General features: G+C 69.8%; 17 protein-coding genes. 6 read left to right on the forward strand and 11 right to left on the reverse strand.

Features of this window, described 5'->3' with window-relative positions:
• Positions 1-1,410, forward strand: coding sequence for a lyase family protein (locus K7G19_RS11685; protein ID WP_226107369.1), 1,410 nt, complete (start codon positions 1-3; stop codon positions 1,408-1,410).
• Between the two features lie 16 nt (positions 1,411-1,426).
• Here K7G19_RS11685 and K7G19_RS11690 read toward each other — a convergent pair whose 3' ends face one another.
• Together K7G19_RS11690 and K7G19_RS11695 are read right to left on the reverse strand one after the other, a co-directional pair.
• Positions 1,427-2,497 carry a tripartite tricarboxylate transporter substrate binding protein gene (locus K7G19_RS11690; protein ID WP_226107370.1) on the reverse strand — a complete coding sequence of 357 codons (1,071 nt, stop codon included), beginning with the start codon at positions 2,495-2,497 and terminating at the stop codon, positions 1,427-1,429.
• Positions 2,498-2,713: 216 nt separating this feature from the next.
• Complete coding sequence (locus K7G19_RS11695) at positions 2,714-3,598, reverse strand: LysR family transcriptional regulator (protein ID WP_149316866.1); 885 nt, start codon at positions 3,596-3,598, stop codon at positions 2,714-2,716.
• A 394-nt stretch (positions 3,599-3,992) separates the two neighbouring features.
• Between K7G19_RS11695 and K7G19_RS11700 the strand changes: the two genes are divergently transcribed.
• Positions 3,993-6,137, forward strand: a complete 2,145-nt coding sequence (locus tag K7G19_RS11700; protein WP_370639538.1) for an aconitase family protein — start codon at positions 3,993-3,995, stop codon at positions 6,135-6,137.
• A 158-nt stretch (positions 6,138-6,295) separates the two neighbouring features.
• On the opposite strand, the gene K7G19_RS11705 is transcribed toward K7G19_RS11700, so the two are convergent.
• On the reverse strand, positions 6,296-9,931 hold the full coding sequence (locus tag K7G19_RS11705) for an indolepyruvate ferredoxin oxidoreductase family protein (RefSeq protein WP_226107372.1): 3,636 nt from the start codon (positions 9,929-9,931) through the stop codon (positions 6,296-6,298).
• Positions 9,932-10,278: 347 nt separating this feature from the next.
• On the opposite strand from K7G19_RS11705, the gene K7G19_RS11710 reads away from it, so the two are divergent.
• Both K7G19_RS11710 and ppk2 read left to right on the forward strand, forming a co-directional pair.
• A complete protein-coding gene (locus K7G19_RS11710; protein ID WP_149317104.1) occupies positions 10,279-11,187 on the forward strand; it encodes a LysR substrate-binding domain-containing protein in 909 nt (302 codons plus the stop codon).
• A 206-nt stretch (positions 11,188-11,393) separates the two neighbouring features.
• Positions 11,394-12,311 (forward strand): polyphosphate kinase 2, encoded by a 918-nt coding sequence (gene ppk2 / locus K7G19_RS11715; RefSeq protein WP_149316868.1) that lies wholly within the window; start codon positions 11,394-11,396, stop codon positions 12,309-12,311.
• 205 nt (positions 12,312-12,516) lie between these two features.
• On the opposite strand, the gene K7G19_RS11720 is transcribed toward ppk2, so the two are convergent.
• The 3 genes from K7G19_RS11720 to K7G19_RS11730 all read right to left on the reverse strand — a co-directional run bounded on the left by K7G19_RS11720 (position 12,517) and on the right by K7G19_RS11730 (position 15,118).
• Entirely contained in the window at positions 12,517-12,984 is a 468-nt protein-coding gene (locus tag K7G19_RS11720; RefSeq protein ID WP_150081660.1) for an MgtC/SapB family protein, read from the reverse strand.
• Positions 12,985-13,170: 186 nt separating this feature from the next.
• Positions 13,171-13,866: a transglycosylase domain-containing protein gene (locus K7G19_RS11725; RefSeq protein WP_150081663.1), complete on the reverse strand. Its 696-nt coding sequence runs from the start codon at positions 13,864-13,866 to the stop codon at positions 13,171-13,173.
• Positions 13,867-13,981: 115 nt separating this feature from the next.
• Complete coding sequence (locus K7G19_RS11730; RefSeq protein WP_149316870.1) at positions 13,982-15,118, reverse strand: HPP family protein; 1,137 nt, start codon at positions 15,116-15,118, stop codon at positions 13,982-13,984.
• A gap of 310 nt (positions 15,119-15,428) precedes the next feature.
• Here K7G19_RS11730 and K7G19_RS11735 point away from each other — a divergent pair, with 310 nt between their 5' ends.
• A complete protein-coding gene (locus K7G19_RS11735) occupies positions 15,429-16,247 on the forward strand; it encodes a TOBE domain-containing protein (protein WP_226107373.1) in 819 nt (272 codons plus the stop codon).
• Positions 16,248-16,355: 108 nt separating this feature from the next.
• Here K7G19_RS11735 and K7G19_RS11740 read toward each other — a convergent pair whose 3' ends face one another.
• The 5 genes from K7G19_RS11740 to K7G19_RS11760 all read right to left on the reverse strand — a co-directional run bounded on the left by K7G19_RS11740 (position 16,356) and on the right by K7G19_RS11760 (position 20,374).
• Positions 16,356-17,087 (reverse strand): sulfate/molybdate ABC transporter ATP-binding protein, encoded by a 732-nt coding sequence (locus K7G19_RS11740; protein WP_150081669.1) that lies wholly within the window; start codon positions 17,085-17,087, stop codon positions 16,356-16,358.
• Between the two features lie 11 nt (positions 17,088-17,098).
• Entirely contained in the window at positions 17,099-17,770 is a 672-nt protein-coding gene (modB, locus tag K7G19_RS11745) for a molybdate ABC transporter permease subunit (protein ID WP_149316873.1), read from the reverse strand.
• A gap of 23 nt (positions 17,771-17,793) precedes the next feature.
• Positions 17,794-18,606, reverse strand: a complete 813-nt coding sequence (modA, locus tag K7G19_RS11750) for a molybdate ABC transporter substrate-binding protein (RefSeq protein WP_370639529.1) — start codon at positions 18,604-18,606, stop codon at positions 17,794-17,796.
• Between the two features lie 191 nt (positions 18,607-18,797).
• A complete protein-coding gene (locus tag K7G19_RS11755) occupies positions 18,798-19,298 on the reverse strand; it encodes a helix-turn-helix transcriptional regulator (protein ID WP_149316875.1) in 501 nt (166 codons plus the stop codon).
• A gap of 134 nt (positions 19,299-19,432) precedes the next feature.
• The gene (locus K7G19_RS11760; protein ID WP_149316876.1) at positions 19,433-20,374 is read right to left on the reverse strand and encodes a 2-hydroxyacid dehydrogenase; all 942 of its coding nucleotides are present in this window, start codon (positions 20,372-20,374) and stop codon (positions 19,433-19,435) included.
• A 237-nt stretch (positions 20,375-20,611) separates the two neighbouring features.
• Here K7G19_RS11760 and K7G19_RS11765 point away from each other — a divergent pair, with 237 nt between their 5' ends.
• Positions 20,612-21,124 carry a nucleoside 2-deoxyribosyltransferase gene (locus K7G19_RS11765; RefSeq protein WP_226107374.1) on the forward strand — a complete coding sequence of 171 codons (513 nt, stop codon included), beginning with the start codon at positions 20,612-20,614 and terminating at the stop codon, positions 21,122-21,124.
• Positions 21,125-21,178: the final 54 nt, after the last annotated feature.

Genomic DNA, 21,178 nt, shown 5'->3' on the forward strand with positions numbered 1-21,178 from the left:
ATGTCCCCGTTTCGGATCGAGCACGACGCCTTTGGCCCGGTCGAGATTCCCACCGACCGTTACTGGGGCGCGCAGACGCAGCGCGCGCTGACTGTTTTCGACATCGGCACCGAGCGATTCCCCGCCTGCCTGATCCACGCATTCGGGCTGCAAAAGATGGCGGCCGCGGCCGCCAACCTGCAGTGCGGCGAGCTGGAGCCGCGTATCGCGGCGGCAATTGTCGATGCGGCGGCCGAAGTGCATGCCGGCATGTTCGATGACCACTTCCCGTTGACCATCTGGCAGACCGGCTCCGGCACACAGACCAACATGAATGCGAACGAGGTCATTGCCAACCGGGCCAACGAGCGCCTGGGCGAGCCGCTCGGAACCAGGCAGCCGGTGCATCCCAACGACCACGTCAATCGCTCGCAGTCCTCGAACGACAGCTTCCCGACCGTGATGCATCTGAGCGCGGTGCTCGAACTGCGGGGCCGCCTGTTGCCCACGCTGGCGCAGCTGCGCGATGCGCTGCGGGCGCGCGCCACCGACTTCGCGGACATTCTGAAGCTGGGCCGTACCCATCTGATGGATGCGGTGCCCACCACGCTGGGGAGGAGCTTCGACAGCTTTGCCGTGCAGATCGATCACGGAATCGCGCGCATCGAAGGCACGCTGCCGCGCCTGCTGACGTTGCCGCAGGGAGGGACCGCGGCAGGCACGGGACTGAATGCACCGGCCGGCTTCGCGCAGGCGTTCTCCGCCGAGCTTGGCCGCCTGACCGGGCATGCGTTCCGGCCGAACCCCTGCCAGGTCGAAGGCATGGCTGCACACGACGCGCTGCTCGAACTGTCGGGCATGCTGAACGTCATCGCGGCTTCGTTCATCAAGATCGCGAACGATCTGCGCTGGATGAGTTCGGGGCCAAACTGCGGCATCGGCGAACTGATCATGCCGGAGGACGGCCTGACGTCCTCGATCATGCCCGGCAAGCGCAATCCGACCATTGCCGAGGTCATGATCCAGACCGGCATGCAGGTCGCCGGGAACCATGTCGCGGCCACGATGGCGGGCGCCTCGGGCAACTTCGAACTGAACGTGGCCAAGCCGGTGCTGATCTACAACGTGCTGCAGTCGATCCGGCTGTTGTCGGACAGTGCACGTGTGATGGCCGAACGGGTGATTCCCGGCCTGGAGCCCGACTTGCCGCGGTTGGCACGCCAGTTGGACAGCCCGCTGCTGGCGGCGACCGCGCTCAACCCCGTGCTCGGCTACGATCAGGCCGCACGCATTGTCCGGCATGCGATGGCCCACGGCGTGTCGCCGCGGGACGCCGCCGTGCAACTCGGTGTGCTTGCCGCAGAGGAGTACGACCGGCTGGTCGATCTGCAGCGGATGGCCCGTGGGTACGGCGGGTCAGAACGCCATTGACGCATGGCGCCGCCGCTCAATTCAGCGTCGCTCCCGCCTGCTTGACGATGCGCGCGTGCTTCTCCAGCTCGCTGCTGAAGAACGGCGCCGCCTGATCCGGCGTGCTGCCGATGATGACGAGGCCCTGGGCGGCGAGGTTCTGTTGCACCGGCTTCTCGTCGAGCGCGGCCTTGATTCTTGCCTGCAGGTCGGCCGTCTTGTCCTTCGCCAATCCGGCCGGGCCGACGATCGCCAGCCAGGCGTCGAAGCTGTAGCGCGGCAGGCCGGACTCGGCCAGCGAGGGCACCTCCGGCAGCATCGGGATGCGCTTCGGCGTGGACACCGCGATCGCCTTCAGCTTGCCGGCCTTCAACTGCGGCAGCACGGCCGGCACCGTCAGGAAGCCCATCTGCACCTGGCCGCTGAGCAGGTCGGTTGTGTAGTTTCCCGCGCCCTTGTAGGGCACGTGGCGGACCTCGACCTTGGCCTCGCTGGAGAACAGTTCGGCGGCCAGATGCAGCACGGTGCCGTTGCCCGATGAGCCGTAGTTCAGCTGGTCGGGCTTGCTCTTGAGCAGCGCGATCAGTTCCTGCACGTTGTTGGCCGGCACCGAGGGATTGACCACCAGCACCAGCGGCAGCGTGCCGATCACCGTGATCGGCGTGATGTCGCGCAGCGAGTCGAACGGCATCGAGCGGTAGATCGCGGGATTGATCACGTGGTTCGACGACACCAGGCCGAGCGTCAGCCCGTCTTTGGGCGCGCGCACGATCTGCTGCGTGCCCGGGATGCCGCCGGCGCCGGCGATGTTCTCGATGACGATCGGGTGGCCCAGCTGGCGGCCCATCGATTCGCTAAGCGCACGCGCCACGGCGTCGGCCTGCGAGCCGGGCTGGGTGGGCACGATCAGCCGCAGCGGCTTGCCATCGGGCGATTGTGCGTGGGCCGCGGGAGCGGCGGCCAATGCGGCAGCGAAGGCAGCGGCGAAGGTGGCGGCCGCGGTCAGGGACGAGGTCAGCCGAACGCCGCGGCGCAGGGGAAGCAGGGCGTGGCGCAGGGAAGGCAAGGTGCGGCGCAGGCGGCCGATTGTGCGAAGGAAGGGGGGCATGCTGTCTCCGTTGTCGCGAGGCGGGAACCTGTGGGCGGTTCCTCTGCGCGCCAGTCTAGAGCGGTCGGCTTGCCGGCAAGAAATGCTGTTGCGACGGACCGGGTATCGCGTTCCGCGATATCGGTCCGCGCGGCGTCAGTCTGGGGCGGACGGTGCCGACGGCGCTGACGGTGCGGCCGGTGCAGACGGAGGGGATGCGGACAGAGCGGCCGGCCGTCAGGCCCGCAGGGCGGCAATCAGCGCATCCACCGCCCGCAGCCGCGGCGATTTGCGCGGCGCGTAGACGCGCAGTTCGCGCTGCCGCCACGGCTCGTCCAGCGGCACCCGCACGAAGCCCCGCGTGCCCGCGTAGGCAGTGGTCGCGCTGTGCGGAATCACCGCCAGGCCCAGCCCCGCCTCGACCATCCGGCACGCCGCCTCGAAGCTCGACACCGCCACGCTTTGCCGCATCGGCAGGCCCGCCTCGGCGGCCCGGTCGCGCAGCTCGGTATCGAGCGCCCCGCCTTGCTGCACGATCACCAGCGGATACTGCAGGACCTCGGCGTAGCGCAGTCCCGCGCGGTCGGCCAGCGCATGACCCGCGGGCAGCAGCACCATCAGCGGATCCTGCGCGAAGTGCCACGATTCGAGCCCGCGCGCGCCGTCGATCGCCACGCCCACGCCGACGTCGGCATGATCGTCGAGGCAGGCGCGCAGCGTGTCGCTGGTGGAGCGCTCGTGTAGCGCGATATCGACATGCGGATGGCTGGCGCGAAAGGCGTGCAGCCGTTCGGGCAGGAAGCCGACGATCGACGAAGGACTGGCCGACAGCCGCACGGTGCCGGCCACCTGGTCGCCGAGGTCCTGCACCTCGCGGGCGAAGGCGGCGATGTCCTCGTTCAGCTTGCGGCCCAGTTCCAACGCGCGCACGCCGGCCTCGGTCAGCGCCACGCCGGTGGGCGAGCGCACCAGCAGCGTCACGCCCAAGCTGCGCTCCAGATCGGCGATCCGCCGGCTCAGCGCCGATTGCGCGATGTGCTCGGTTTCGGCGGCGCGCTTGATGGAGCCTTCCCGCGCGGCGGCGAGAAAGAGCTGGATGCTGACGGGATCGATGCGGTGCATGCGGACTCGGACTTAGGAGTGGGCGACGATGGGGAGATCATGGGGCGATCATGGGGCGGCCATCGGGCGTCCATGGGCGGGCCGCGGGATCGCCATGGGATCGCCATGGGACGGCGATGGGACCGCAATGGGATCACCATGGAACGGCCCGATGGCTCTTGCCTTGGCCGCGCAAGTGTCCCGCAAAACCGCGGCGCGGGACAAGGGCGGCTCGCCGCGCGCCGTTTTCGCCGGGCTGTCCCGTCGGCGGCCGGGCCGCGCGTTTACCCGGATATCTCTGCCGAAGATAACCCCGATGCCGCATCGGCGCTTGGCCGCCACGCGACGCCGCGCGTAGATTCGGCGATGTTCGGCACTGTGCCGACGTTCACCGATGAGACTGGAGAAGACCGCGATGGACCGCCTGCAGATCGATGGCCGCATTCTGTTCCTTGCCGATTGCCCGCGGACCATCGAACGGCAGTTGCACGGCGAGGCGCTGACGCTGGAGCAGGCCGGCGCGCTGCGAGACGATGTCTCGACCGACGAGATCACGCCGGTCCCGATCCTGACCCATTTCGACGACAAGCTCGGGCGCTATCCCTATACCGGCTTTCGCGCGGGCGGCGCGCAGCCGATCGGCGTCGATGCGATCCGGCAGGGCGGGTTTGCCGTGACCGTCGCCGGCAACCGCTACGGCAAGGGCTCGTCGCGCGAGCACAGTCCCGCGGCCGAGAAGCTGGCCGGCATCCGGCTGGTGATCGCCCGCAGCTTCGAACGGATCTATCGGCAGAACGCCGACAATATCGGCCTGCTGACCTCGACGGACTTTGGCTTGATCCCGCGCCTGCTGGCGGGCGAGGCGATCGCCCTTGAGGAACTGCTGGCCGGCCGCGATGCGCTGGCCGCGCAGATCCTGCGCGAGGGCGGCCTGCTGCGCTTCGGCCAGCGGCATCTGCGCGGCCTCGCCGGCGACCGCGCGCCGGCCGCGCGGCCCACGCAGCCCACGCAGTCCGCGCAGCACACGCAGCCCACGCAGCCCACGCAGCCCACGCAGCCCACGCAGCCCACGCAGCCTACGCAGACTACGCAGACTACGCAGCCCACGCAGCCCACGCCGCCGGCCGCTGAGCGACCGCGTACGCTGTTCGAGAAGATCGTCGCCCGCCATGCGATCGCGACCGCGGTCACGCCGGCCGATCCCGCGCCGGGCGACGGCATCTTCGTGCGCGCCGATTGGCGCTTCATCCACGAGTACTACACCGGCATGGCGGCCCATATGCTGCACGCCGCGCTGGGTCGGCCGCTTACCTTGCACGCGCCCGAGCGGGTCGTCGTGTTCGAGGACCACACCTCTTACGTCGAGCAAAGTCCCGCCCATGTGCGCGGCGGCCTGGTGGGGAACGTCGTGCAGATGCGGGACGCCCAGCGGCGCTTCGTCGCGGACTACGCGTTGCGGGTCCACCGGACACTGACCGAGGACGAGGCGCTGCGCGACGACGGCAGCAATGTCGCCGGCATCTCGCATGCGATGATGGCCGAGCATTACGCGCTGCCCGGGCAGCTGGTGGTCGGCACCGACTCGCACACGCCGCACAGCGGCGCGCTCGGCTGCGTGGCGTTCGGCGTCGGCACGACCGACATGGCCAATGCCTTCGTGACCGGCGCGGTGCGCATGACCTTGCCGGCGTCGCTGCGGATCGTGCTGGACGGCGCGTTGCCCGCCGGCGTGACGGCCAAGGACGTGGTGCTGCATCTGCTGGCCTTGCCGGAGATTCGCAGCGGCGCGGGCGTCGGCAAGGTGTTCGAGTTCACCGGCCCGGTGGTGTCGGCGCTGTCGACCGACGAACGGGCGACGTTGACCAATATGTGCGCGGAGCTCGGCGGCTTCACCGGCATCGTCGCGCCCGACGCGGAAACGGTGCGCTTCCTGAAGGCCCGGCGCGGCGTCGATTTCGCGATCGAGCCGTGGATGCGCAGCGACGAGGGCGCGGACTATGCCGCGACGATCGAGGTCGATTGCAGCGGCCTTTCCCCGATGGTGGCGCGCCCCGGCGATCCAGGCAACGGCCTGGCGCTGTCCGCGCTGTCGGAAACGCACGAGCCGGTGCGGATCGATATCGCCTACGGCGGCTCATGCACGGCCGGCAAGCGCGAGGACTTCGACTACTATCACGCGGTGCTGCGCTGGGCCGCCGATCGCGGCCTGCAGGTGCCGGCCGGCGTCACGCTGTACCTGCAGTTCGGCACGACGGCGGTGCGCGACTACTGCATCGCGCAGGGCTATCTGGATGCGTTCGACGCGGTCGGCGCGAAGATCCTGCAGCCTTCCTGCGGCGCCTGCGCGAATTGCGGGCCGGGCTCGTCGACCGCGCCCGAGCAGGTCACGGTCAGTTCGGTCAATCGCAATTTCCCCGGCCGTTCGGGACCGGGGCAGGTGTGGCTGGCGAGTCCGCCGACGGTCGCAGCCAGCGCCATCGCGGGCCGCTTGCTGTCGTTCGACGATCTGCGCGCGCAATGGGAGCGGGGCGATTCGCCGCGTGCCGCGGCGCCGGCTTGATGCCGTGATGACGTGATGCCGTGATGACGTAGCCGACCCGCGCGCTCGCGGCATCAAGCCGGTGCGCGCCGGCCGCGTCGCGCCGCCGCCGCGATAACGCTGGCATCAAGCGGCGGCACGCTCGGTCTTCGCGACGTCGCCGCCGCGACAACGCAACCTCAAGCCGCGGCGCGCTCGCCGTCCGCGACCACGCCACCGCGGTAACGCGCCATCAGCTCGGCCCGGCGCTCGGCCGCCTTGCGCATGCTGGCCTCCTTCACCGGCCCGAAACCGCGGATATCGTCGGGCAGCGCCGCCAGTGCCAGCGCCGTGTCGATCCGCTGCGCATCGAGGCTGCGCGCAAACTCGTCGACCATCGCCAGGTACTCGTCCACCAGCCGCCGCTCCTCGCGGCGCTCCGCGGTGCGGCCGAAGGGATCGAGCGGCGTGCCGCGCAGCCCTTTGAGCTTGGCCAGCAGCCGGAACAGCGTCATCGTGCGCGGGCCGAAGCGGCGCTTGACGGGGCGGCCGTTGCGGGTTTCGCCGGACAGCAGCGGCGGCGCCAGCCAGAAATTCAGCTGATAGTCGCGCCCGGGCTCGCCGTCGAACTGCGCGCGCAGCTTGTCGAGGAAGGCCGGATCGGCGTACAGCCGCGCGACCTCGTACTCGTCCTTGTAGGCCATCAGCTTGGCCAGGTTGCGCGCGACCGCCTCGGTCAGCGGCAGCTTGCGGTCGGCGCCGAGCGCCAGCTCCGCCTGCCGTACCTTGTCGACGGCAGCCAGATAGCGCGCGGCATAGGCGTCGTTCTGGTAGGCGCGCAGCAGGGCGGCGCGGTCCTCGATCAGGCGGTCCAGCGTCGGTGGAAGCGGCAGCACCTGCGTCGGCGCGGCGCCGGCCTGGCGCGAAGCCTGGCCCGCGCCGTCGAGCGCCGCGCGTACGGCCGTCTCGCCGCGATGCGCCAGCGCGCGGCCCCAAGCGAAGGCGAGCAGGTTCTTCTGTACCGCGACGCCGTTCAGCGTGATCGCGCGCGTCAGGCTGGCCAGCGACAGCGGCACCCAGCCGCGCTGCCAGGCGAAGCCCAGCAGCAGCGGATTGGCGAAGATTGCATCGCCCAGCAGCCGGACGGCCCACGCATTGGCGTCAATGAACGCGCAGGCCTCGCCGATGTTGTCGCGCAGGTCCTGCTCCGCGGACGCACCGGGGAAGCGCCATTTCGGATTGGCGATCAGGTCGGCGGTCGGCGTGCGCGCGCTGTTGATCGCCGCGGCGGTGATGTCGCGCCAGACCTTGGACAGCACCTCGGCCGATGCCGACACGATTGCATCGCAGCCGATCACCAGCCGCGCCTCGCCGGTGGCGACGCGGGTGGCATGCAGGCCCTGCGGCGTGGCGGCGATCTGCACATGGCTGAGCACGGCGCCGCCCTTCTGCGCGAGTCCCGCCATGTCGAGCACCGTGACGCCCTTGCCTTCGAGATGCGCCGCCATGCCGAGGATGCCGCCGATCGTCACCACGCCGGTGCCGCCCACGCCGGTCACGACGATGCCGTAGGCGCGCTCGAGCGCGGGCAGCGTGGGCGAGGGCAGGGCGTCGAGGTCGATCGCACCCGCCTTCGTCCCGGTCTGTGTTCCAGTCTGTGTCCCCGCCGCAGCCGGCTTGCGCACCTGCGCGCCCTCGGCCGTCACGAAGCTCGGGCAAAAGCCGTTCAGGCAGGAGAAGTCCTTGTTGCACGACGACTGGTTGATCGCGCGCTTGGTGCCGAGCGGCGTCTCCAGCGGTTCGACCGACAGGCAGTTGGACTGCACCGAACAGTCGCCGCAGCCTTCGCATACCGCGTCGTTGATGAAGGCGCGCCGCGCCGGATCCGGATAGTCGCCGCGCTTGCGGCGGCGGCGCTTCTCCGTCGCGCAGGTCTGGTCGTAGATCAGCACGGTGACGCCCGGCGTATCGCGCAGGCGCCGCTGCACGTCGTCGAGCCGGTCACGGTGATGCACGGCGATGCCGGTAGGCAGCCCGCCGCCGCCGGCGTACTTCTCCGGTTCGTCGGTCACCACGACGATCTCGCGCGCGCCTTCGGCCAGCACCTGATGCGCGATACGCGGCACGGTCAGCACGCCGTCGACCGGCTGGCCGCCGGTCATCGCCACCGCGTCGTTGAACAGCACCTTGTAGGTGATATTGGCCTTCGCCGCGATCGCCGCGCGGATCGCCAGCAGGCCCGAATGGAAGTAGGTGCCGTCGCCCAGATTGACGAACACGTGCTTCTCGTCGGTGAAATGCATCTGGCCGGTCCACGCCACGCCCTCGCCGCCCATCTGGCTGAAGGTGTCGGTATTGCGGTCCATCCACATCGCCATGTAGTGGCAGCCGATGCCGGCCAGCGCCCGCGAGCCCTCGGGCACGCGGGTCGACGTGTTGTGCGGGCAGCCCGAGCAGAACCAGGGCTTGCGTTCGACCGACAGCCGCGGACGCGACGCGTCGCGCTCCTTGGCCTCGATCAGCGCGACGCGCGCCGCGATGCGCGCGCGCACGTCGTCGGGCAGGTCGGCCTTGTCGAGCCGGCGCGCGATCGCCTTGGCGATGATCGCCGGCGACAGCTCGTAGTGCGCCGGCAGCAGCCAGTGGCCGCGCGGCACCGACCATTCGCCGCCCTCGTTGTCGCGCTCGTCGAACTTGCCGAACACGCGCGGGCGGACGTCGTCGCGCCAGTTGTACAGCTCTTCCTTCAGCGCGTATTCGAGGATCTGGCGCTTCTCCTCGACCACCAGGATCTCGTCGAGGCCGGTGGCAAATTCGCGCGCGTCCTGCGCGTCGAGCGGCCACACGCAGCCGACCTTCATCACGCGGATGCCGATGCGCGCGCAGGTGTCGTCGTCGAGGCCGAGGTCGGTCAGCGCCTGCCTCACATCGAGATAGGCCTTGCCCGCGGTCATGATGCCGAAGCGGGCCCGCGGCGAATTGACCACCACGCGGTTCAGTTTGTTGGCGCGCACATAGGCGAGCGCGGCGTACCACTTGTGGTCCAGCAGCCGCGCTTCCTGCGCCAGCGGCGGATCGGGCCAGCGGATATTGAGTCCGCCTTCGGGCATCGCGAAGTCCTGCGGCAGCACCACCTGGACGCGCTCGGGATCGATCTCGATCGAGGCGCTCGACTCGACCACGTCGGTGACGCACTTCATCGCCACCCACAGGCCCGAATAGCGGCTCATCGCCCAGCCGTGCAGGCCGTAGTCGAGGTATTCCTGCACGGTGGACGGGTAGAGCACCGGAATGCCGGCCGCGATCAGCACGTGCTCGGACTGGTGCGCGACAGACGAGGACTTGGCGGCATGGTCGTCGCCGGCCAGCAGCAGCACGCCGCCGTGGGGCGCGGAGCCGGCGGAGTTAGCGTGCTTGAGCACGTCGATCGAGCGGTCGACGCCGGGCCCCTTGCCGTACCACATCGAGAACACGCCGTCGCGCGTGGCGCCGGGAAACAGGTTGACCTGCTGCGTGCCCCAGACGGCCGTGGCCGCCAGGTCCTCGTTCAGGCCGGGCTGGAACACCACGTCGCTGCCCGCCAGATGCGTCTTCGCCTGCCACAACGCCTGGTCGAGCCCGCCGAGCGGCGAGCCGCGGTAGCCGGAGACATAGCCCGCGGTATTGAGCCCCGCCGCGCGGTCGCGCGCCTTCTGCAGCATCGGCAGGCGCACCAGCGCCTGGGTGCCGCTCAGGTAGATGCGGCCCTTTTCCACGGTGTATTTGTCGTCGAGGCTGACGTTGGCCAGCGCGTCGGCGAGGGCCTGTTGCTGCGCGGGCGAAAGCGGACTGTTCATGGGGGGTGTCTCCGGCGGGGGGCGATAGCTCGCCCGATATCTCGCCCGATATCTCGCTGACAAGGTCGGGCGGTATCGTTCGGTATGCGGTTTTTGTGCGCGCTCGGGATGCGGTTCCGCGAGCGGGCGCCGTGTGCGCGTGGTCTTGCGCGGTGCGCGCATTCGATCCATGGATCTGCGCGTTCTGGTTTGCCGAACGAGTGTAGGAAAGCGCCTCGCTATCGTAAAATCACAAATTCAGAGCGCTGATATTTGGAAATCGCATGGCTACCCGACCCACTTCTCCCGCCATTTCCCCCGCCATGACCGGCGGGGCCTCGCGCGACGCCAAGACCCGTCCGGCGCCGCTGGCCCGCGACATCACGCTGCGGCAGCTGCGCTATTTCCAGGCCGCCGCCGAGACCGGCCAGTTCTCGATGGCGGCCACGCGCGAGCACGTGTCGCAGTCGGCCATCACCAATGCGGTGCTGGCGCTGGAGCAGCGCCTGGCCGTGCGCCTGTTCGACCGGCTGCCGCATGGCGTCGCGCTGACCGCCGAAGGACACCGGCTGCTGCAGCGGGTCGCGGGCATTCTCGATTCGGTCGAGGACATGCTGCGCGAACCCTCGCTGCAGGGCCCGAGCCAGCAGGGCACGGTGTCGTTCGCCGCCTCCTACACGGTGCTGGGCTATCTGCTGCCGGCCTTGCTGGCCCGCTTTCGCTCGCACTATCCGGAGATCGTCTTCGACCTGCGCGACCTCGACCGGGTCGACATCGAGGAGGCGGTGCTGTCCGGCGAGATCGAGCTCGGCGTGGTGCTGCTGTCGAACGTCTCGCGCCCGCAGCGCTTCGCCCACCGCACGCTGATCCGCTCCCGCCGTCAGCTGTGGGCGCCGCCGGGCCATCCGCTGCTGCAGGGCGGCGCGCCGACGCTGAAGGAAGTCGCCAGCTACCCGTACATCCTGCTGACGGTCGACGAGGGCGAAACCTCGACGCTGCGCTACTGGAAGAGCAAGCGGTTGACGCCGGACATTGCGTTTCGCACCACCTCGATGGAGGCGCTGCGCGGGCTGGTCGCGCACGGCTTCGGCATCACGGTGCTGTCGGACATGGTGTTCCGCCCGTGGTCGCTGGAGGGCAAGGAGATCGAGGCGCGCCCGCTGGCCGACGCGGTGCCGGACATGGAGGTCGGGCTGATCTGGCGGCGCGACGAGCCGTTGAGCGAGCCCGCGCAGCTGCTGCGCGATTTTCTGGTCTACGCTTGTGGAGCGCCGTGACGTTGCCTCGGCCGCGTGCTTTCACGGCGCTGACATACCGGGCGGCTACGCTGGCGAGCCCGCGGGCTGCGGACGACCGGCCGGCTGCCGGTTTCCGGCTTCCGGCGGCGGGCCTTCGGGACCGGTGGCGGCATTGCCGGCGGTCGCCGAGGACGTGGCCGACGTGAGCGGCGTGATAGACGTGATGGACGTGAAGGAGCGCGACGATGACCCCGAGCGAAGAGGAACTGGTACGCCGCATTCACCGCGAGGTGGCGGACCACTACGATGAGGAATTCGAGCTCGCGCTCGAGGATGGCGACGCGCAGGCGTTGCTGAACTCCGAATCGCTGCCCGGAGGCGCGGCCGACCGGGAATCGCGCCGGCACTATTTCAGCGAGCTGTTCCGCCTGCAGGGCGAGCTGGTCAAGCTGCAGAGCTGGGTGGTCGCCACCGGCCAGAAGATCGTGATCGTCTTCGAAGGGCGCGATGCCGCGGGCAAGGGCGGTGTGATCAAGCGCATCACGCAGCGGCTCAATCCGCGCGTCTGCCGCGTGGCTGCGCTGCCGGCGCCCAACGATCGCGAGCGCACGCAGTGGTATTTCCAGCGCTATGTTTCGCATCTGCCGGCGGCCGGCGAGATCGTGCTGTTCGATCGCAGCTGGTACAACCGCGCCGGCGTCGAGCGTGTGATGGGCTTCTGCACCGACGACCAGTACGAGGAATTCTTCCGCACGGTGCCCGAGTTCGAGAAGATGCTGGTGCGCTCGGGCATCCGGCTGATCAAGTACTGGTTCTCGATCTCGGACGAGGAGCAGGAGCTGCGCTTCCTGTCGCGCATCCACGATCCGCTCAAGCAGTGGAAGCTCAGTCCGATGGACCTCGAATCGCGCCGCCGCTGGGAGGCCTATACCAAGGCCAAGGAAATCATGCTGGCGCGCACGCATATCCCCGAGGCGCGCTGGTGGGTGGTGCATGCCGACGACAAGAAGGTCGCGCGGCTCAATTGCATCCACCATCTGCTGACGCTGATTCCCTATCGCGAGATCGAGCAGCCAAACATCGTGCTGCCCGAGCGCCAGCGCAGCAACGACTACGCGCGCCAGCCGGTGCCCGACGAGATGTGGGTGCCGCAGGTGTATTGAGGCACTGATTCAAGCGTCTATTGAGGGCCGGCCGGCTGGACACCGGCCCGAGCGCCGGCTTGAATGCGATCGCTGGCGCTGCAGCTCGGGAAACGCCTGCGGCAGCGTCAGCAGGGCGGTCCGGCGCACCCCGACCGCATGGATGTCAGCGGATGACCCGCGGTCCGCTACGCGGCCTTGGTGGATTGACGGCAGGGCAAAGGCGCTACTTCACCCGCTGCAGAATCTCCAAAATCACCAGCGTAAAAATCGTGGCGAGCAGCGCGGTGGCCTCGCGGCCCATGCCGGCGGCGACGCCGATGGCGGACACCATCCAGATGCTGGCGGCGGTGGTCAGGCCCTTGATGCTTTCTTCGCTGTTGAGCTTGATGATGGCGCCGGCGCCGAGGAAGCCGATGCCCGAGGCGATGCCCTGCAGCACGCGGCTCATGTCGGCCAGCGGCACGCCGGCCTGCAGCGGTACCAGCACGAACATCGCCGAGCCGAGCGCGACCAGCATATGGGTGCGCAGGCCGGCCGCCTTGCCGGCGGCTTCGCGTTCGTAGCCGATCATCGCGCCGAGCAGCATCGCCATGCCGAGCCGGAGCACGACGCGGGTCGCTTCCTCGATGTCGGGAATGTCGGCGAACTCCGTGCGCAGCGCGCTCAGCATGTCTGACCAGATGCCATCCATCGTTGCCTCCCCGAGAATCCGCCGTCGCGGCGTGGCGAGCGGGTTCGGCGCAGGCGGAACCCGGCTGCCAGCAGGCTAGCATGGCGCGCCGGGCGGCGCCGTCGGGTGGGCGCTGACAGCGGTGCCGGAAGGGGGAAAGCCCGCAGCTACCTCAGCCGTTCGAGCAGCGCGGGCAAGGAGAATGACCTAGCGCAGCCGCAGCGGTTCGAGCAGCGCGGCATCGTACTGGTGCCGGTCGATGCGGCCCAGTTCCAGCATGCGCAGCAGGATATAGGCTTGCCGCTGGCGTGCGCGGCGGGGATTGACGACCGGGTTGTTGGCCGACGGCGCCTTGGGCAGGCCGGCCAGCATCGCGGCTTCGGCCAGGGTCAGCTCGGCCAGCGGCTTGCCGAAATAGGTCCGCGCCGCCTGCGCGAAGCCATAGGCGCCTTCGCCGAGATAGACCTTGTTCATGTACAGCTCGAGGATCTCGTCCTTGCTGAAGGCCCCCTCGATGCGGTAAGCCAGCAGCGCCTCGTAGAGCTTGCGGGTGTAGGTCTTTTCGCGCGACAGGAAGAAGTTGCGGGCGACCTGCATCGTGATGGTCGACGCGCCCTGCGACAGATCGTCGGACAGATTGGCCACGCCGGCGCGGATCACGCCGACGTAGTCGATGCCGTCATGCAAATAGAAGCGTTCGTCTTCGATGGCGACCACGGCCTGCGTCAGCGCGGGCGGCATCTTGTCCAGCGGCACGTAGCCGGCCGAGTGGCGGAACGCGGCGATGGCGTCGAGCGGGGGCAATTGGCGGCTGGCGACCACCACCGCGAGCGTGCCGAGCAGCGCGCAGGTTGCCACCACCAGCACGAGCAAGCCCAGAAGATGCGACCAGAGACGTTTCATGGGCCGCTATTTTGCCAGCGTTGTGTGATGGAAACCGCGATGTGGGGTCGCTCGCCCCGTCTCGCTGGCTGGAACTGGCCGGGGAGAGGGCCCGGGAGAGGAGCCGTCGCTCCCGTCACCGCTTGAGCAATGCCGCCAGCAGGTCCGATTGCGTGATCAGTCCCAGCAGCCGCCGCTGCTCGTCGACCACCGGCATCAGGTGCCAGCCGCCATCCGACATCGCGCCGGCCAGCTCGACGATGGGCTGGTCGGGGCGCGCGGTCGGCAGCTCGGTCAGCATCGCGTCGCGCACCAGACCGTCAGGCCGGCGCTGGCCCTTGGCGGGGTCGCCGACGAACAGGTCCGGCAGCGCGATCAGGCCGACCAGCCGGCGCTGGCGCGGCGACACCACCGGCAGCGCCTGCAGCCGGTGGCGCGTCAGCAGCGTCCATGCCTCGCCGATGCGCTGGTCGGCGTGGACCGCCACCACGTCGCGCGACATGATGTCGCCGCAGCGCACGTCGCCGAAGCGGCGGCCGAACGCGCGCAGCTCGGCGGCGACCAGGATCTCCTCGAGGTCGTCGCGGTCGACGTCGAGGAATTCGCCGCGCGCCGCCAGCACTTCGTCCAGGTCCGCACGCGTGAAGCCGACGCGCTGGCCCGGCGGCGGATCGCTGGTGCCATGTCCCGGCACCGCAGGCGGCGGCCGATGCGGATAGCGGCGGCCGGTCAGGTTGTTGAACGACAGCGCGATCAGCAGCATCAGCATCGAATTGAGCGCGACCGGGAACAGCACGAAGGCATAGCCGAGCTTGGCCACCGCCGGGCCGCCGAACACCGCGGTGATGGCGACCGCGCCGGCGGGGGGATGCACGCAATGCAGATGGAACATCAGGCCGATCGCCACGGCCACCGCAACGGCGGCCGCCAGGCCCGGGTCCGGAATCCAGCGGGCGCAGGTCACGCCCACCAGCGCCGCCAGCAGATTGCCGCCGATCACCGACCACGGCTGCGCCAGCGGGCTCGAAGGCACGGCGAACAGCAGCACCGCGGAGGCGCCCATCGGCGCGATGAACCAGGGGTTGTGCCCGCCCAGCATATGCCGGCTGATCCACTCCGTGCAGGCCAGCGCGAATATCGCGCCGAGACAGCTCTTGAACCGCTCACGGCTGCTTGCCGCCACCGGCATCGGAACGAAGGCGGCCAGCCAGCCGCGCCAGCGCAACCGGACTTCGCCGGCCAGGGCTAGAAGGGGAGAGGTTCGGGAGGACATGAAGGCGCCAGCGCGTGCCGCGACGCAGCAAAAAAAGCGTCGCGCAAAAAAGCCGTCAATGTATCACGTGATGACATACCTTGCCGGCGGCGCCGCGACCCGGCTTGGTTCGGCGTGGCCGGGTGTGGCTCGGCTCGGCTTGGCCAGCGGCCCAGCCCAACCGAGCCCAACCCGGCCCGGCTTGGCTCGGCCAGCACCGCCCAACGCGTCCTAGCGCGTCCCAGCGCGTCCCAGCGCGGCCCCGCCCGACCGGCGCGGTAACATAGCGCCGTTCCGACACCCTCGCGCCGTCCGTGGCGGCGCCACCCTCATGCTCGAACTACAGGGCAAGATCTGGTTTCGCGCCGGCAGCCGGGACCTCGGCGGCAAGGACCGCATCGCGCTGCTCGCGGCGATCGCCGAACACGGCTCGATCACGGCGGCCGCCAAGGCGGTCGGACTCAGCTACAAGGCGGCGTGGGACGCGGTCGACGCGATGAACAACAGCGCCGGCGAACCGCTCGTGGTGCGCGCCGCCGGCGGCAAGGGCGGCGGCGGTACCATGCTGACGCCGCGCGGCGAGGGGCTGGTGCGCACTTACCGCGCGCTCGAGGCCGAGCACCGCGCCTTCGTCGCGCAGCTCTCGCGCGTCAGCGAGCAGCTCGACGCGACGGCCGCCGACGCGCTGCAACACGATATCCATCTGATCCGGCGACTGATGATCAAGACCAGTGCACGCAACCGGCTGTTCGGCACCGTGACCGAGGTGCGGACCGGCGCGGTGAACGACGAGGTCACCTTGGCCCTGCCCGGCGGGCAGCAGGTGGTCGCCACGGTCACGCATGAAAGCGTCGAGACGCTGGGCCTGGCGCCGGGCAGCGAGGCGTTCGCGCTGGTCAAGGCGTCGTCGGTGCTGATCGGCGTGCCGTCGCCCGGGCTGCGGCTGTCGGCGCGCAATCAGTTGCCCGGCACGGTGGCGCGCATCGTGCCGGGTGCGGTCAATGCCGAGGTCGTGCTCGCGCTCGATGGCGGCGCCACCATCGCGGCCATCGTCACGCATGCCGGACTGGACGAGCTGGGGCTGACCGAAGGCGCGCCGGCGCTGGCGATCTTCAAGGCGTCGAGCGTGATCCTGGGGACGATGGACTGAGGTCCACGGTTTGTCCGTTTCCCGCTTTGGGGGAGGCTGGGGGAGGGCAAGCGGCGCTCGCAGGGCCGCCCGCCGTGGTTCGAGACCGCCCCTCTCCCCACAACGCCACTAAGCGCTCAAGCCCTGCGGCGCATAGATCCGCCCGTCGCGGATCTCCATCACATGGTCTGCCAGCGCCGCGACATCGTCGGGATCGTGCGAGATGACCAGCATCGGCACCTCCAGGCTGGTCTGCAGCGCGCGCAGTTCGGCCCGCATGCGCGCACGCAGCGCCGGGTCCAGCGCGGAGAACGGTTCGTCGAGCAGCACGATATCGGGCCGCGTCGCCAGCGCGCGTGCCAACGCCACGCGCTGCTTCTGTCCGCCCGAAATCTCGGCCGGATAGTGGCCGCGAACCTCGCGCAGGCCGAAGGCGTCGATCCAGCGTTCGGCATCGTCATGGCTCTTGCCGCGCGGCGGATTGCGCCAGCCGCGCGCGAGACCAAAGGCGACGTTCTGCGCGACGGTCAGATGCGGGAACAGCGCATAGTCCTGGAACAGATAGGCCACGCGCCGCTGCTGCGGCCGCACATCGACCCCCGCCGCCACGTCGAACAGCGTGCGCTCGCCGAGCACGATGCGCCCGCGGTCCGGCCGCAGCAGGCCCGCGATGGCGCGCAGCGTCAGCGTCTTGCCGGCGCCCGAGGGGCCGAACAGCGCGATGCGGCGGCTGGTGGACGAGAAGCCGATATCCAGCGCGAAATGCCGGTCGGCGGTATCCAGCCGTTTGCTGACTTCGACCTGCAGCGTCGTAGCCGGAGGTGCGGTGACCGGGAGGGAGCCAGGCAGGGGGGCAGACATGCAGCCTCCGTTCAACGCACCGCCTGGCGCGTGCTCGGCACCAGGCGGCCTGCGATCACCAGCAGCAGCACGCAGGTCAGCGAGGTGACCAGCACCAGCAGATTGGCGGTGTCGTCGTCGCCGGCCTGCACCGCTTCGTAGATCGCCACCGACAGGGTCTGCGTGCGGCCGGGCAGATTGCCCGCCACCATCAGCGTCGCGCCGAATTCGCCGAGCGCCCGCGCGAAGGCGAGCAGCACGCCGGCGGCGATGCCGCGCACCGCCAGCGGCAGCGTCACGCGAAAGACGATGCCGGTCTCGCTGACGCCCAGCACGCGCGCGGCGTGCTCCAGCTGCGGATCGACGCCCTCGATGGCCGCACGCGCGGACTTCAGTACCAGCGGAAAGGCGACGATGGTGGCGGCCAGCACCGCGCCCTGCCACGTGAAGACCAGTTCGATGCCCAGCGACGACAGCCATTCGCCGAACACGCCGCGGCGTCCTACCAGCACCAGCAGGTAATAGCCGAGCACGGTCGGCGGCAGCACCAGCGGCAGCGTCAGCACGGCGTCGACCAGGTCGCGCAGCGGCGAGCGCCAGCGCGACAGCGCCACCGCGGCGGCGACGCCGAGCACCGCATTGATCGCGGTGGCCCAGCCGGCCACCTTCAGCGACAGTGCCAGCGGGACCCAGACCGATTCCATCAGCGGGTAGTCCAGGGCGACGTTCAGCGCGGCCGGAAGCCGTGGCGCGCGAGCAGCGCCTGGCCTTCCGAGGACAGCACGAAATCGACGAAGCGCGCAGCCTCGTCCTTCTGGCGCGAGCGGGCGGTCACGGCGATCGGGTAGGTGACCGCCGTGCGCGTCGGCACGTGCGCGACGACGCGGACCCTGCCCGGCGTCACGGCCGCATCGGTGGCGAAGACGAAGCCGGCATCGACCTCGCCGCGCGCGACGTAGTCCAGCGCCTGCCGCGCGTTCTGCGCCGGCACGCCCTTGGCCGAGACGGCCTGCCACAGCCGGGCATCCTCCAGCGCGTCGCGCGTGTAGCGGCCCACCGGCACCGAGGCCGGATTGCCGTAGGTCACGCGCCGCACGTCGTCGCGCAGCAGGTCGCGCGGCGAGGCGAGCTTCAGCGTGCTGTCGGCCGGCTCGACGAGCACCAGCGCATTGGCGGCGAAATCGCGGCGCGAGCTCGGCACGATCACGTGCTCGGCCTGCGCCTTGTCCATGGCCTGCTGGTCGGCCGAGGCGAACACGTCGGCCGGCGCGCCCTGCACGATCTGCTGCATCAGCACGTCGGAGGCGCCGAAATTGAGTATCAGCTTCGTGCCCGGATGCGCCTGCTCATAGGTGGTGGCGACCGCGCGGAAGGCATTGGTCAGGCTGGCCGCGGCGGACACCACCAGTTCGGCGGCCGCCGCGGGGCGGGCCGGCAGGATCGCCAGCATCGCCAGCGCCGCCGCAACGAAGGCGCCTGACAGACGCGAGCGCGCGCGGATGGGCGCGGCGGCAATGGCGGGAGAACGACGAGCAGGCATGGCAGGTGTTCCGGATTCGGGGAGTCGGTGAGGACAGCGGCCGGGGCCATCGAAGGCGCCCAGCCGCAGAGGCCAGGCGCTGGGGGACACCCGAGTCACATCGAGCGCAATATACGGTGGTATATAGCGGGGCGTCAATGCACGCCGGCGCAGGGCAGCCGATACCCTGGACGCGGTAAATCGGCCCCCGCTCAGGGCACCTCGGGCACCAGCAGGTCTTCGAGGAAGTAGGCCGCCAGTTCGTGCCGGCCACGCAGGCCGGCCTTGGCGTAGATGTTGGTGGCGTGCTGGCGCACCGTCTTCGGCTTGCTGTCGCGCACGCCGGCGATCTCTTCCAGCGACAGGCCCTTGATCAGCAGATAGGCCACCTCGCGCTCGCTGGTGGTCAGGTTCCAGCGATCGAACTGGCTGCTGATCGCATGCCGCATCTGCAGGCCGGCCTGATGCGCGGCCGCGTCGCGCTGCGCCAGCGTCCGCTCGGCCTCGCCCAGCGAGGCGCGCAGCTGGCGGATTTCCTGATCGGTGCGCAGCCGTTCGCGCGCCAGCATGAAGACGCCGGCCAGCGTGATCGAAGTGCCGATCGCATCGATGATGACGTGCTGCAGCCCTTCGGCCTCGTCGTAGTCGAACACCAGGTCGAAGCACGCGTACAGCGCGATAAAGACGAACAGGTAAAGAAAATGCCGTGGCATGGCTGGCGCGAGGGCGAGGCGTGGAATCGGGAAACGGGAATCGAGAATCGGCAAACGCGAAATCACGCGGCGCGGCGCTCCCGGGGAACGCCGCGCCGCGGCATCGGGCAGGGCGGCAAGCCCGCCGAAGGGTCTTACACGATCGGCGTCAGCACCTTGCCGGTTTCGAGGAAGGCGCGCAGATTGTCGAGCATCAGCGCCTGCATCGCGCCGCGCGTCTCGACCGTGCCGCTGGCCATGTGCGGGGCCAGCACGACGTTGTCCAGCCCGATCAGCGCCGGCGGCACGCGCGGTTCGTCGCGGAACACGTCGAGCCCGGCGGCGCCCAGGCGCCCATCGCGCAGCGCTTCGACCATCGCGTCCTCGTCGATCACGCTGCCGCGCGCCACATTGACCAGCACGCCCTTCGGCCCGAGCGCCTCGATGACCTGGCGCGACACCAGCCCTTCGGTTTCCGGGCCGCCGACGCAGGTCACCACCAGGAAGTCCGCCCATGCGGCCAGCGCCAGCAGGTCGGGTTCATGGCGCCACGGCGCGCCCTCGCGCGGACGCCGGTTGTTGTAGGCGATCTCCATGTCGAAGCCCTGCGCGCGGCGCGCGACCTTCTCGCCGATGCGGCCCAGGCCCAGGATGCCCAGGCGCTTGCCGGATACCTTGCTCGTCAGCGGGAACGGGCCCTGGTGCCAGCGGCCGTCGCGCACGAAGCGGTCGCCGTGGGAGATGCCGCGCGCGGCATCGATCATCAGGCCGAAGGCGAGGTCGGCCACGCAATCGTTGAGCACGTCCGGCGTATTGCTGACCTGGATGCCGCGCGCGCGGGCCGCGTCCAGCGCGATGCTGTCGTAGCCGACGCCGAAGCTGACGATCGCCGCCAGTTGCGGCAGCGCGTCGATGACCGCGGCGCTGCAGCCGTGCCGGGCCGAGGTGACCACCACGCGCGCCTGTGCACCATGCTCGCGCAGCCAGGCGGGCCAGTCGTCCTGCTCCCACAGCGCGGCGGCGCCGTGGCGCTCCTGCAGCGTGGCGTTGAGGTGCGGCGCGAGCGGGCCGATCTGGATCAGGTCGATGGCAGGCATGGTGTAGTGGATACGGGAAAAAGACAGCAGAGTGTATCCTGCCGGACGGCCTCTTGTCCGTGCCGGCGGCCTCGCCGGCGGGCTTGCTGGCGTGCTTGCCGCGCAGCACCATGCCGTCGCTTCCGCGAAAGGGGGAATCCGGCGTCTTCAAGCGCCACCGGGTCCCCGTATTCGCGTGGACGACCACGTTTGTCGGCAAAAACTGCGTCTCTACCGCCTATCCCGCATCCGAACCCCATGCCCACCGTCTACCTCGCCGGCCCCGATGTGTTCCGTCCCGATGCGATGGCCCATGGCCAGGCGCTGAAGGATCTTTGTGCGCAGCACGGCTTCACCGGCCTGTTTCCGCTGGACCATCAGCTGCCATCCGGCCTGGCCGGCGAGGCCGCGGCGCGCTGGATCTACCAGGCCAATGTCGCGCTGATCCGCCGTGCCGATCTGGTGATGGCCAATCTGGACGACTTTCGGGGGCCGGCCGAGCCGGATTCCGGCACGGCCTTCGAGGTGGGCTTTGCGGTGGCGCTGGGCAAGCCGGTGTGGGCCTATACCGGCGACCGCGGCACCATCGTGGAGCGCGCCGCGGTGGGCCATGACGCCGAGGGGAGGCCGCTCGACGCGCGCGGCTTTCATGTCGAGGACTTCGGCCTGGGCAAGAACCTGATGCTGGCCTGCTCGGTGCAGCTGGTGCAGGGCGGGCCGGCGCAGTGCCTGGCGGCGATGGCCGCGGCGGGCGCCGGCGCCAGGCGCTGAAGGCCCTCGGGGCGGTGAAGGACCCGGAGAGGTTGAAGGACCTGGAGGCGTGAA

This window comes from Cupriavidus sp. DB3 (assembly GCF_020418465.1).
In the GTDB taxonomy this organism is placed as follows: Bacteria; Pseudomonadota; Gammaproteobacteria; order Burkholderiales; family Burkholderiaceae; genus Cupriavidus; species Cupriavidus cauae.